Raw genomic sequence first — 13196 nt, 5'->3', positions numbered from 1 at the left:
TTTTGATTTCGAATTCTTTTGGACTTCATTTATTCCCGTATATCGCCGTTGCGTATATTGTGAGTATTTGGTCATTCAGCGTATATGAAGAGCAGTGGTATATTACCTTTGCCTGGGTTTCCGTAGGTACATTGGCGGATATTATTTTCCGCATTGCCATGCTCTGGCTGGGACGTGAAGATATCCTCGTAGGTTCGTATTTATGGCATCATATTTGGCCTGTTTGGTGGCTCAACGGCCTCTTAGGCATCATGATCCATGAAATTTTATGGAATATGGAGGAGAAAGACGAATATATTTGGTAGTCAATTAAGGAGGCATCGGCGTGCTTGAAGCATTATATAAAAAGAATAAAAAAGGCCGTTTTGATGCCTTAATGTATATAGTGAGCGCTATATTCATTATTCTTATTATTCGCTTATTTTATTTGCAGATTATGGATGGTGAATATTACCATACCAAGGCGGAAGGCAATCGCCTGCGCATGGTGTCGGTAACAGCGGCGCGCGGGGTCATGTATGATCGTAACGGTCAGATTGTAGCCGGTTCAAGGCCGGCTTATACGGTATCCATTGTACCGACCGGTCAAGATATCGATCCGGACGAACTTAATCGTTTGGCTACGATGCTTAACATTAAGCCGGACGTGATTCAAAGTAAAATTGCAGCCCATAAGGGCGGCTACGAGCCGATTCGCTTGGCCACGGATATTACGATGGACCGCGTAACCATGATTGAAGAACATCGCCATGAATTGCCTGGCGTAACTATTGATGTAGAGCCATTGAGATACTATCCCTATGATTCTTTGGCATCCCAGCTCTTTGGTTATGTAGGTGAAGTGAGCGAAGATGAATTGAATGAGCTTAAAGCGGAAAACCCGGAAACACCGGTAGGACCGGGCACTATTTTGGGGCGTTCCGGTCTTGAAAAAATGTATGATGATGTATTGCGCGGTATCGACGGCGGTAAGCAGGTAGAAGTAGACGCTACCGGTCGATCCGTAGCGGAAGTGGGCCGTAAGGATACTATTCCGGGCCGGGACATTCATTTGACCATTGATTTACCGTTACAAAAAGCGGCAGAAAAAGCGGTGGCCGATCAATTGACATCGCTTCGTTCACAGGGTATACCGGCTCAAGGTGCGGCGGTTGTGGCCATGGATCCGAATACGGGAGCCATTCTCGCTATGGTAAGTGCACCGGGTTTCAATCCGAACTGGTTTGCCCGCGGCATTACATCGGCGCAATGGAATCAACTCAATAATGATCCGAATCATCCGTTTGATAATAAGGTTATTTCCGGTGAATATCCGCCGGGGTCACCGTTTAAAATCATAACCGGTGCAGCTGCGTTGGAACTTAAAAAAGTAACGCCTAACGAGATGATATTCGATAGTGGTCGTCACTGGTTAATCGATAAGCGAAATGCCGAAGGTGAAGCTTTGGGCTGGCTTGATTTTAATACAGCTTTGGCCAAATCGGATAACGTATATTTCTATGAAATGGGTAATCGTGTAGGTATTGAAGAACTGGACCGTTTTGCGAAGTTGTTCGGATTGGGTGAAAAAACGGGCATTAAGTTGTACGGTGAATCCAGCGGTAACTTGGCAAGTCCGGAATACAAGCGTAAAGTATTTGATCAAGACTGGTATTTAGGGGAAACCTTTGATGCGGCTATCGGTCAATCCTTTACCTTGGTAACGCCGATTCAGATGGCCATGATGATGTCGGAAGTAGCTAACGGCGGTATTCGGTACCAACCGTATGTAGTCAGTCGTATCGATAATAGCGACGGTACACCGGCAGAAATTTTCGGGCCTAAAAAAATGGGCGTATTACAGGTTTCAAAAACAGTTATGGATTTAATCCGTAATGCATTGCGCGACGTAACAGCCGAAGGTGGTACAGCCGGGGCCCTCTTTAAAGGGTGGCCTATTGAAATCGCCGGTAAAACCGGTACGGCGGAAAACTCCACCGGCCGCGACCATGGTTGGTTCGTAGCCTATGCACCGTATGATAAACCGCGTATTGTTGTAGTAGCCTTGGTAGAACAAGGTAGTTTTGGTGCCGGTTCGGCCGGTCCAATCGTTAGAGACGTATTAGCTGAATATTTCCATATTAACGGCGCCGGTACTGACAATAAAAACGGCACTAATGCGAATGGTTCGACAACCGGTGGCAACACCAATAGTGTAACGAATAATAATTCGTTGGGAACTACTTCAACTAATACCGGCAATACAGCCAGCGGTTCAACTGATGCATCCGGTGATAATTCAGCGAATACAGCGGTAACAGGACCGCAACAACGTTAATACATTGTTTAGGATTCAAATTTAACTGTTAAATGTTAATAATTTTACTACTTGTTTAGTGTTTATATTTTTAGTATTTGTTATGTGTTATTTTGGCAATTTTTTACTGCTATAGGTATGTTTGAGATTGATTGTGTAGTGGGTTATGGTAGTGAGAAAGGAAAGGAGTTGCCATGGGAAAGGTTATTGCTATTATGTCCGGTAAGGGCGGCGTTGGTAAAACTACAATGACAGCATATATTGGTGCTGCTTTAAATCGTCGAGGTCATCGCGTATTAATTACCGATGCTGATTTTGGGATGCGTGATTTGGATTTAGTCATCGGCAAAGAAAATGATATCTTTTTTGATGCTGTAGATATTTGGAAAGATAACTGCAATCAAGACAGTGCCATCATACCATTAACGGACGATTTTGACTTTTTACCGGCAACTCAGACTCGCCGCTGGGAAGATGTAGGTCGCAAAGGCTATGCAAAACTCATAAAAAAATTAGCGGAAAGTTATGACTTTGTCATTATTGATGCACCGGCCGGTATCGGTCGCGGCAATGAAGCTGTTTTCAAAGCAGCCGATCAATTATTACTCGTAGCAGAACCTATGTGGGTATCGCTTCGTGCGGTGCAGCGTGTTATGCAGCTTTGTCATGAAGAGCGTCAGTTCAACTATGCGTTAATCTTAAATAACGTAGGGCGCAGTGAAGTAGCTGTAGCGGTTGAAGAAGCCTTGGCGACGTTGCAGGTAGAACAATTGGCAACAATCTTGCCACACAGCACTAAACTTATGGGCTGGGCACAGGATGGCACATTACATGAATTTAGCGATGAAGCGGTGGATACCATGATGGTACCGCTCCTTGAATATATTGAAACATCTGAAGTTTGGCCGGAAGAAAAATTGTTGGACCGCTGGTATCAATTACAGTCGGCTGAGGAAACAGCAACAGAAACCTCGAAAGCAGCCGCAAAAGAAACAACGCCAACTGCTAACACTGAAGGCGAAGCGGCAGAGACTCCGGTAGTAGCCGAAGCAGCTACCGCTGAGCCTATGGTAGATAGAATTGTTGAAGGCGAACGCGTCGAAGTTGAGACCGGTGAAGTAAGTCAGGATTCTGTGTCCGCTCATAGTGATGTGGCTACGCAAAATGAATTGGTTAGCAATGGTGCTAAAGTCGGTGCCGTTCCGGCTGTCAGCGATGTGGCAGATGAAGCCTCCGAGGATAGTGCGGTTGAAGCCAAATCCATGGTTGAGGCGGTTAAAACCGAGATGACCGCACCGGTGGCATCTTCGGCGAAAGTAGCTGTTGAAGCAGCCAAATCTACGGCTGAAACGGCAGCGGCTAAAGCGGAAGATATAGTTGATTCTGTAAGCGACAAAGCTGAAGCAATGGCAGATGCCGCCTCAGACAAAGCTGAAGCAGTGGCAGATGCCGTCTCAGACAAAGCTGAAGCAGTGGCAGATGCCGCCTCAGACAAAGTTGAAGCGGTGGCAGAAAAAGCAGAGGACTTAGTAGAAGCTGTAACAGATAAAGTTGAAGAAGTAGTAGCAACTGTAGAAGATAAAACCGAAGAAGTAGTAGATAAAGCGAAAGAAGTTGCTGAGGAAACGGCTGCTGAAATTAAAGCAGTAACAGATGAATCGGCAGAAGAGAAAGAAGAACCGGCACAGCCTAAGAAAATGAGCTTGTTTGAAGTTTTTAAAAAGAAAATTTCAAGCCTATGGTCGTAGCCGTATGCGCTAGGAGGTATATATGTGGCATAGAATCTGGCGCGAATGGGACTGGACCGTCGTAGTTTGTACGCTCCTGCTCATTAGCGTAGGTGTTGTCATCATTGGCAGTGCCACTCATGTAAATCGTGATGGTCTCGACATAAACGATTTAGTGAGTAAACAACTTATGTTTTTTGTAATTAACACAGTAGTTATTGTTATGATGCAATGGTTTGATTATCGTCGCCTTCGTTCGTGGGGACGGCCACTGTATTTTATTACCATATTACTGTTGGTAGCGGTTATGCTTATCGGTACATCCGCTTTAGGTGCGCAGCGTTGGATCCAAATCGGGCCAATCACCATCCAGCCGTCGGAATTCACGAAATTACTCATGATTATCAGTATGGCGCAAATGATGGAAAATCGAGTGAATAAACTGAACAGCTTTCGATCGCTGGTGCCGATAGTATTATATGTAGGGATTCCGACCTTATTGGTATTTAAACAGCCTGACCTTGGTACATCTTTGGTATATTTGGCCATCTTGTGCGGCATGCTCTTCGTAGCAGGCATTCGGATGCGCTTGGTACAAATTATCGTAGGCGTTGCCGTTGTTTTGGCACCGTTAGGTTGGTTCGTTTTGCAAGAATACCAGAAACAACGTATTTTAGTATTTTTAAACCCGAATATTGACCCCTTTGGGGCCGGGTATCACATTATTCAGTCGAAAATCGCCATCGGTTCCGGTATGATTCTAGGTAAGGGCCTTTTTGAAGGTACGCAAAGTCAGTTAAACTTCTTGCCGGAAAATCATACAGACTTTATTTTCTCCGTTATCGGGGAAGAATTAGGCTTTGTAGGCTGTGTAATCGTGTTATTGTTATTGTTCCTTTTAATTTATCGCAGTATTATGATTGCCCGCAGTGCCAATGATACTTTCGGTACACTCTTAGCTACCGGCATCGGCTCCATGTTGGTATTCGAAGTGCTCGTTAACGTAGGTATGACGACCGGTATTATGCCGGTTACGGGGATTCCGTTGCCGTTTATCAGTTACGGTGTCAGCGCGTTGACCACGAATATGATTAGTGTCGGTTTATTGCTTAATATTGCAATGCATCGCAAGAAGTTAATGTTCTAAATTTATTTTTAGATTGATTAAAATTACGCCCTATAAGTTAATAGCAGAGGCTATAAAAATAGTCACAGCAGAAGTTTTAAAATGTTTTAATGAAAGTAAAAGGCAACTTCAGAAAGTTGCCATTATGATAGATTTTGAATCGGAGGTCCTATGGTTCAATTAGATGCGAGCTGGTTGCAGCATGTACAAAAGCCCGCGCGATATACAGGCGGCGAATGGAATAGCGTTGTGAAAGATCACAAAGATATGGATGTTACCATGTGTTTTGGTTTTCCTGACGTATACGAAGTGGCCATGAGTCACTTAGGTATTAAGATTTTATATTCCTTGCTCAATGAATTACCTTATGTGGCGGCAGAACGCGTATGCGCGCCGTGGCATGATATGGAAGAAGAAATGCGGAAACGCAACATTCCGTTGTATTCTTTGGAAACGAAGACACCGGTTAAGGATTTTGATTTCTTGGCGTTTACCTTACAATATGAAATGAGTTATACCAACATTTTAAACATGTTGGACATGGGCGGTATTCCGTTTTACAGTAAAGACCGTGACTTGTCCTTCCCACTCATTACGGCCGGTGGTCCTTGCGCATATAATGTGGAACCGATTGCCGATTTCGTAGATATTGTAAATCTTGGCGAATCGGAAGAGCACATCGTTGAGATGGTAGAACTTTATCGTCAAGAAAAAGCGGCCGGCTTCCCGGGCGGCAAAGAAGGGCTCTTGCGCAAAATGGCGCAGATTCCGGGCAACTATGTTCCGTCTTTATATGAACCGCAGTATACCGAAAAAGGGGACTTCAAAGGCATGAAAGTGCTGGCCGAAGAGGCCCCGGCAGTAGTACAGAAACGTATCATCGAAGACATGGACAACTGTTTCTATCCAACTAAACCGGTGGTACCGTATATTGATGTCGTTCATGACCGGGCCGTATTGGAATTGTTCCGCGGATGTACTCGTGGTTGTCGTTTCTGTCAGGCCGGTATGTTGTATCGTCCGGTGCGTGAACGCTCACCGGAAAAACTGGTTCAATTGGCGAAAGAAATCATTGCCAATACGGGTTATAACGAAATTTCCCTTATGTCTTTGAGCTCCGCCGACTACTCCCGCTTGCCGGAACTGGTGGACATGCTCATGGAAGAATTTAAGGATAAACAGGTCAACGTAAGCTTGCCGTCCTTGCGTATTGATGCGTTTTCTATTGATATTGCCAAAAAAGTGCAGCAGGTTCGTAAGAGTGGTTTGACGTTTGCGCCGGAAGCAGGCTCACAGCGCATGCGTGACGTAATCAATAAAGGGGTTAGCGAAGAAGACTTAGTCGCTGCTTGTACGAATGCCTTTAAGTCGGGCTGGAATACGGTTAAATTGTACTTCATGATGGGCTTGCCGACCGAAACAGATGAGGACGTGGCAGGTATTGCCGATTTGGCCTATAAAGTACTTGATTTACATCGTGAAATCACGGGCAAACGAAATGGCAAGGTAACGGTCAGCGTATCCTTCTTCGTGCCGAAGAGTCATTCCCCATACCAGTGGTACGGCCAGCAGTCGGTGGAAGAAATTCATCGTAAACAGCAATATTTAAAAACGCTCATCAATAACCGTAATATTTCCTATCATTACCATGATGGGGCTACCGGTTATATGGAAGCGGTGTTTGCCCGCGGCGATCGTCGTTTGGCGAAAACATTGATTGAAGCGTGGAAATTAGGCTGTAAGTTTGACGGGTGGACTGAATTCTTCTCCATCGATAAATGGATGCAGGCGTTCAAAAATACAGGCATCGATCCTGATTACTATGCCCGTCGCGACCGCGATTTTGATGAACCGTTGCCATGGGATCATCTAGATGATACTGTTTCTAAGAAATACTTAAAACAGGAATGGGACCGTGCCGTTGAGGCAACCTTGACCCGTGACTGCCGCCGTTTACCATGTAACGGCTGTAATGTGTGTCCGGAACTTAATACGGCAATTGTAGATTATCAGGAGGGTGGACGCGTTGAAAAAGTTACGTTTGGCCTTAAGTAAGGGCGAAGAAATGCGATTTTTATCGCACCTGGATTATGCACAGGCCGTGGAACGTATGATTCGTCGTGCTTTTATCAAAATGGCCTATTCGGAAGGTTTTAACCCGCATATGAAAATCAGCTTTTCCTCCGCTTTAGCCTTGGGTATTACGGCGGAAGTGGAATATCTTGATATGGATATTCTGGAAGATGATGCCACCGTGGAATCCATTATGGAGCGCTTAAACCGGGTAGCACCGCCGGGACTCACCGTAATGTCCGGCCGTGAAATGCCGGATAAGGTCAAAAAACTCATGGCCATTTGTAACTATGCGGTCTATGAAGTATCCGGTCCGGTAACGGCCGATGTCAATTGGGATGAACTTTTAAAAGAGTTCAATGAGGCGCCGGAAATCGCTTATGAAAAGGTGACACCGAAGAAAACCCGTACTATCGATGTGAAACATTTTGTAAAAGAACCGATTACAGCGCGCCTTGACGGTGACCGTGTGACTTTAACCATGGGCATTGGCATATATCCGGAAGGTACCATGAAACCGGGGGATGTATGGCAACTTGGTCGTGAAAAATACGGCTGGCCTGTAACCGACGGTTACTCCATTCATCGCCATGAAATCATGGTGGAACGGGACGGGGAATTATTGTCTCCATTAGATGTAACGGTATAAGTATAAAGAAAGGAGTTTGCCATGAAACGAATCGTAGCCAATGTGATGGCGGAAGAAATTCGTATGGTTGTGTTGGATGAGCAGAATGAGCTGGTAGATACAGCCTTTTATCGTCCCACTCGTGACGAGACCATCAACCATATCTACAAGGGCATAGTGCGCAATGTACTGCCCGTCATGTCGGCGGCGTTCGTTGATATTGGTCTTAAGCAAAATGCGTACCTTAATTTAAAACAAGGTAAGCAGACTAAGGCTATGGGTAAACTCTTTGTAGGTCAAAATATACTCGTCCAGGTTGTGAAGGAAGAAATGCTCGGCAAAGGGGCGCGCGTCAGTGCCGACGTGAGCCTGGCCGGTCGTTTTATGGTGCTTTTGCCTTATTCGGAAGGGCTCCATATTTCCAAGCGTATTACCGATGATAATTTACGGGCTCAATTGGCTGATATGGCGGCGCCGTATTTAGCAAATGGTTGCGGTTTCATTCTGCGCACTGCGGCAGCGGAAGCTACGGCAGATGAGCTGCGCGGGGATATGGAATTTCTGTGGCGTACTTGGCAGCAATTGCAAAATCGCTACAAGGTGGCCAAGGGTGGCTCTGAGCTCTACAGTGATGCGGATTTTTGGTTCCGCGTTATCCGCGAATATTTAGGCCATGATGTTAATGAAATCATTGTAGATGACGCCGGGGCTTACGAACGGTTGCAGGAATTGTTGAGTATCACTAACATGACGGATGCCGTTTCGCTACAGCTCCATAATTCGGCGGAGCCTATTTTTAAAGAGTGGCAGGTAGAGTCACAACTTGATACATTGTTAAATTCTACCGTGGATTTACCGTCCGGCGGTTTTTTGAAAATCGATACGACGGAAGCTTTGACAGTAATAGATGTTAATTCCGGTCATTTTACGGGCCGCTCCGGCACCGCCGGAGAAGTAGCCATGGAAGTGAATCGGGAGGCAGCCAAGATGATTGCCAGACAGTTGCGCCTGCGTGATATTGGTGGCATCATCGTGTGTGATTTTATCGATTTGCCTAAGAAAGCACAACGGGATGAATTGGTGGCCTATTTGACACAACTGGTTCGTCAGGATCGGGTAAAAACCGTGGTGTGCGGCATTACCTCCTTAGGGCTCGTAGAAATTACCCGTAAACGGGAACGCCAAGGCTTGCAGAGTATTTTATTCGATACTTGTTCCCAATGTGGTGGCACCGGTCAATTATTTTCGGCGGAAACCGTGTATTTACAGATTATTCGACGCCTACGGGAATTATATCGAGGCGGTCGTTTGAAATCTAATGTACTCATTGAAGTCAATGAGGAGGTAAAACAATATTTCACGAAAGCCGTTGTGGCTGATTTGGAAGCTGAATGCAAACGAACTATTAAGGTGGAAGTACAACCGGCTATGAGCCGGGAAGCATACTCCTTGCTCGCTTTGGGGGATGAGTAAACCATTCGTGCGTTAAGCTTTGTCCGTTGAATCGCCCTTTGGCGCGTGACTAATGGATTGTAAAATTTTTAAGACTTAGCTTGCTAAGTCTTATTTTTTTCGATATAATAGTTAGGTTATTTGTTTACCTTTTAAGTGAGGTGCATGCTGTATGTCAATGTGGGAGCTCGTGTTAGTTGCCGTAAGTTTGGCCATGGATGCGTTTGCAGTGGCCGTAGCTAAGGGCCCTTGTCTCACGAGTCGGGACGATTTAAAAAGAGTAGGAATGCCCCTTTTGTTTGGTGTATTCCAAATGGCTATGCCGCTTATTGGCTGGGTTATAGGAGCTCAATTGGCGGATAAAATCAATGACTATGATCATTGGATTATTTTTGGCTTACTGGCGTATTTGGGGATTAATATGATACGCAACAGTAAAAAGGCTGCTGAGGAAGAAGCTCATATTATATGCCAACTGGTGAGCTGGCGTGAAATTGTAGTATTGGCTTTTGCTACCAGTCTTGATGCCTTAGCCATCGGTTTGACATTTGCCTTTATGGACATCAATGTTTGGGGTGCCAGCGGTTTAATCGGCGTGGTTGCATTCCTTATCTCCTTGGTGGGGGTCTTTTTGGGGCAACAATTAAAACGATTTTTGGGCGGTCGTGAAGAAGTACTGGGTGGTGTCGTGCTCATTTTAATCGGCTTAAAAATCTTGTTGCAACATTTACAGATTATCTAGCGTCAGGGATACCGGTTCGGCTTTAATGGTTTAATTGAATTTGAGTAACCCTTTTAATTTTTAAGAAGTCGATGACAAACTAGGCAGATAGGTCATTGACTTTTGTTGTCTAATCATGTAAAATAAATTAGTCATAGTTTGGGTACGCCCAACTATTGCAGCCGCGTGGAGAGGTGTGTAAATTTCACTCATCCCGATTCCGGCATGAGAGAATACCGTATTCAGCGAGTTCGAAAACAAGGAGGTGTCACAATGTACGCAATTATTAAAACCGGTGGTAAACAATACCGCGTTGCCGAAGGCGATGTAATTACTATCGAAAAATTGGAAGCAGCTGCTGAAGAATCCGTAACGTTTGACGAAGTGTTAACTGTAGTTAACGACGGTGACGTTAAAGTAGGCGCTCCACTTGTGGACGGTGCAAAAGTAACAGGTAAAGTACTTGAACATGGTAAAGCGAAGAAGATTTTAGTTTTCAAATACAAAGCAAAATCCAACTATCGTCGTCGCCAAGGTCATCGTCAGCCGTTCACAAAAGTTCGCATTGAATCCATTCAGGCGTAAGTCATGATTAAGATTCATATTCGTCGTAATGAGGCACAACAAATTGTTGCTTGCTCCATTAACGGACATGCCGGCTATGACGAGCATGGCTATGATATCGTATGTGCCGCCGTTTCCGTACTGTCTTGTACCGCCATTTTGGGGTTACAATCAGTAGCTAAACAGCAAGGTATTTACGAGAACAGTTCCGGTGAATGTACCATTGAATTACAAGGGGTAATCACAGAAAAGGGACAGGCTATATTGGCAACCATGGTTCTTGGCTTCCAAGAAATTGCTCGCCAATATGATGATTTTGTATCACTTAGTGAAACATAGGAGGTGAACGGAATGTTTACTTTTGATTTGCAATTATTTGCACATAAGAAAGGTGTATCCAGTACACGTAACGGTCGCGATAGCGAATCCAAACGTCTTGGCGTTAAATGTCATGATGGTTCCGTAGTAAAAAGCGGTAACATCATCGTTCGTCAACGTGGTACTCATTTCCATCCCGGCACTAATGTAGGTATTGGTAAAGACGATACTTTATTCGCATTAGTTCCTGGTAAAGTTGCTTTCGAACGTGCTGGTCGCTATAACCGTAAAGTTAGCGTATACCCAGTAGAAGCGTAAGCTGAAACGAATATACAAGAGCCCCTGATTTTGTCAGGGGCTTTTTTGTATTTTCTTTTTATATGATAAGACGGTAAGCCCTGAGAAAGCCTTTATACGTGTTAAATAGACATGCTGATGAGAAAATTCGATGAGTATCTAATATCATTCAAATAGTGATAAAAACGTGCTTATTAAGAGGTATTCTTGTTTTCAAAAGTGGAGAAAAGGTGTATAATATAAGACATATTCAAGAGATTCAATATAGAAGAAGTAAAGTGCATAGTAAGTATGCTTGACCTGAATAAACAGTCAAAGTGTGGACTGTCATTGATCTCGTACTTGGGAAAGGGCGAGGGCACAGGACTTCTCTATGGTATGAGTAAAGGAGACCAGTATGTACGATGTAAAATCTTCTAAAGCAGAAGAGTTTATTAACCACGAAGAGATTCTTGATACGTTGGCCTATGCGGAAGCGAATAAAGAAAATCGTGAACTTTTGGACCAAATTTTGGCAAAAGCGGCGACCATGAATGGCTTAAATCACCGTGAAGCAGCTGTTTTATTGGAATGCCCGTTGCCTGAATATAAAGATAAATTATTCGCTTTAGCCAAAGAAATTAAGCGCAAAATTTACGGGGACCGCATTGTATTATTCGCCCCTTTATATTTGTCTAACTACTGTGTCAACGGCTGTGTATATTGTCCGTATCATGCAAAGAACCGCCACATTACCCGTAAGAAATTGACGCAGGAACAGGTTCGTGAAGAAGTGTTGGCCTTGGAAGCTATGGGCCATAAACGTATTGTTATCGAGTCCGGTGAAGACCCTGTAAACAATCCGTTGGAATACATTTTGGAATGTATCAAAACGATTTACAGCATTAAGAATAAAAACGGTGAAATTCGCCGTGTAAACGTAAATATTGCCGCTTGCGAAGTGGAAGACTACAAGAAACTTCACGAAGCGGGCATCGGTACGTACACCTTGTTCCAGGAAACATACAACAAAGAAAACTACGAAAACTTGCATCCACATGGTCCTAAGAGTAACTATGCGTACCATACGGAAGCCATGGACCGTGCTATGAAAGGCGGTATTGATGACGTAGGTATCGGCGTATTGTACGGTCTTGAACATTACCGTTACGATTTCGTAGGCTTGTTGATGCATGCGGAACACTTGGAAGCCGTATTCGGCGTAGGCCCTCATACTATCAGCGTACCGCGTATTTGCCCGGCTGATGATATTGATGTAGATGATTTCAGCAATGCTGTGCCGGATGATACGTTTGAAAAAATCGTAGCCTTAATTCGTGTATCTACACCATATACCGGCATGATTATGTCCACTCGTGAAAGTCAGCGCATGCGTGAACGCGGCTTGGCCTTGGGTATCTCCCAGATTAGTGGCGGCTCCCGTACCAGCGTAGGCGGCTACAAAGAAGAAGAATTGCCGGAAGACAACTCCGCGCAGTTCGATACGAGCGATCGTCGCAGCCTCGATGAAATCGTTGACTGGTTGTTGGAACTTGGCTATGTGCCTAGTTTCTGTACTGCTTGCTATCGTGCAGGCCGTACGGGCGACCGTTTCATGGCCTTGGCTAAGAGCGGCCAGATTCATAACTGCTGTCAGCCGAATGCGTTGATGACCCTCAACGAATACTTGCTTGACTATGCAACAGATGAAACGAAAGCCACCGGTGAAGCGGTTATTGAAAAACAGTTAGACCTTATCCGCAACGAAAAGGTTAAAGAAGCATCTGCCAACTACATCAAACAGATGGAACACGGCGAACGGGACTTCCGCTTCTAAGAATTACTTTCAAAGCGATATAAAAAATAAAAGATTCCGGGCTTCATATTAATTGTTGAATATATATGGCACGGTCATCAATAATAAAAAGAGACGCATAATTTGATCTGCACCCATTTTCTTGGACAGAAGTAATTAAGCAACTTTTTGGGAATGGGTCCGGTATTCTACCGGACTC

11 protein-coding genes and 1 pseudogene are annotated in these 13196 nt (G+C 44.6%); all 12 read left to right on the top strand.

Going from position 1 to position 13196, the window contains the following annotated elements; genetic code table 11:
• A pseudogene (locus E7204_RS05440) lies at window positions 1-305 on the top strand (rod shape-determining protein MreD); the annotation flags it as partial.
• A 20-nt stretch (window positions 306-325) separates the two neighbouring features.
• The gene (mrdA, locus tag E7204_RS05435) at window positions 326-2317 is read left to right on the top strand and encodes a penicillin-binding protein 2 (RefSeq protein ID WP_295182523.1); all 1992 of its coding nucleotides are present in this window, start codon (window positions 326-328) and stop codon (window positions 2315-2317) included.
• Window positions 2318-2490: 173 nt separating this feature from the next.
• A complete protein-coding gene (locus E7204_RS05430) occupies window positions 2491-4044 on the top strand; it encodes an AAA family ATPase (RefSeq protein WP_295182520.1) in 1554 nt (517 codons plus the stop codon).
• Between the two features lie 22 nt (window positions 4045-4066).
• Window positions 4067-5170 carry a rod shape-determining protein RodA gene (gene rodA, locus E7204_RS05425; RefSeq protein WP_295182517.1) on the top strand — a complete coding sequence of 368 codons (1104 nt, stop codon included), beginning with the start codon at window positions 4067-4069 and terminating at the stop codon, window positions 5168-5170.
• 150 nt (window positions 5171-5320) lie between these two features.
• Window positions 5321-7204, top strand: coding sequence for a TIGR03960 family B12-binding radical SAM protein (locus E7204_RS05420; RefSeq protein WP_295182514.1), 1884 nt, complete (start codon window positions 5321-5323; stop codon window positions 7202-7204).
• Window positions 7176-7871, top strand: a complete 696-nt coding sequence (locus tag E7204_RS05415; RefSeq protein ID WP_366483548.1) for a TIGR03936 family radical SAM-associated protein — start codon at window positions 7176-7178, stop codon at window positions 7869-7871. Before E7204_RS05420 ends, E7204_RS05415 begins: the two co-directional genes overlap by 29 nt.
• Before the next feature lie 21 nt (window positions 7872-7892).
• Window positions 7893-9323: an Rne/Rng family ribonuclease gene (locus E7204_RS05410; protein ID WP_295182508.1), complete on the top strand. Its 1431-nt coding sequence runs from the start codon at window positions 7893-7895 to the stop codon at window positions 9321-9323.
• Between the two features lie 151 nt (window positions 9324-9474).
• On the top strand, window positions 9475-10044 hold the full coding sequence (locus tag E7204_RS05405; RefSeq protein ID WP_295182506.1) for a manganese efflux pump MntP family protein: 570 nt from the start codon (window positions 9475-9477) through the stop codon (window positions 10042-10044).
• A gap of 252 nt (window positions 10045-10296) precedes the next feature.
• On the top strand, window positions 10297-10608 hold the full coding sequence (rplU, locus tag E7204_RS05400; RefSeq protein WP_006555125.1) for a 50S ribosomal protein L21: 312 nt from the start codon (window positions 10297-10299) through the stop codon (window positions 10606-10608).
• Between the two features lie 3 nt (window positions 10609-10611).
• Window positions 10612-10926 carry a ribosomal-processing cysteine protease Prp gene (locus E7204_RS05395; protein WP_295182503.1) on the top strand — a complete coding sequence of 105 codons (315 nt, stop codon included), beginning with the start codon at window positions 10612-10614 and terminating at the stop codon, window positions 10924-10926.
• Between the two features lie 12 nt (window positions 10927-10938).
• Window positions 10939-11223 carry a 50S ribosomal protein L27 gene (gene rpmA / locus E7204_RS05390; RefSeq protein ID WP_006555123.1) on the top strand — a complete coding sequence of 95 codons (285 nt, stop codon included), beginning with the start codon at window positions 10939-10941 and terminating at the stop codon, window positions 11221-11223.
• A gap of 376 nt (window positions 11224-11599) precedes the next feature.
• Window positions 11600-13018, top strand: coding sequence for a [FeFe] hydrogenase H-cluster radical SAM maturase HydG (gene hydG / locus E7204_RS05385; RefSeq protein WP_021841672.1), 1419 nt, complete (start codon window positions 11600-11602; stop codon window positions 13016-13018).
• The last annotated feature ends 178 nt before the right edge of the window (window positions 13019-13196 follow it).

Origin of the sequence: Veillonella sp., from assembly GCF_015058545.1 — a bacterium.
GTDB lineage: Bacteria > Bacillota > Negativicutes > Veillonellales > Veillonellaceae > Veillonella_A.
Note: the sequence above shows the minus strand (reverse complement) of the source record. Positions and strands in the feature narration are given on the sequence as shown.

Coding starts and splice junctions, on each gene's coding strand:
- E7204_RS05430 (WP_295182520.1), top strand. CDS start 2,491: ATGGGAAAGGTTATTGCTATTATGTCCGGTAAGGGCGGCGTTGGTAAA.
- rodA (WP_295182517.1), top strand. CDS start 4,067: ATGTGGCATAGAATCTGGCGCGAATGGGACTGGACCGTCGTAGTTTGT.
- E7204_RS05420 (WP_295182514.1), top strand. CDS start 5,321: ATGGTTCAATTAGATGCGAGCTGGTTGCAGCATGTACAAAAGCCCGCG.
- E7204_RS05410 (WP_295182508.1), top strand. CDS start 7,893: ATGAAACGAATCGTAGCCAATGTGATGGCGGAAGAAATTCGTATGGTT.
- E7204_RS05405 (WP_295182506.1), top strand. CDS start 9,475: ATGTCAATGTGGGAGCTCGTGTTAGTTGCCGTAAGTTTGGCCATGGAT.
- rplU (WP_006555125.1), top strand. CDS start 10,297: ATGTACGCAATTATTAAAACCGGTGGTAAACAATACCGCGTTGCCGAA.
- E7204_RS05395 (WP_295182503.1), top strand. CDS start 10,612: ATGATTAAGATTCATATTCGTCGTAATGAGGCACAACAAATTGTTGCT.
- rpmA (WP_006555123.1), top strand. CDS start 10,939: ATGTTTACTTTTGATTTGCAATTATTTGCACATAAGAAAGGTGTATCC.
- hydG (WP_021841672.1), top strand. CDS start 11,600: ATGTACGATGTAAAATCTTCTAAAGCAGAAGAGTTTATTAACCACGAA.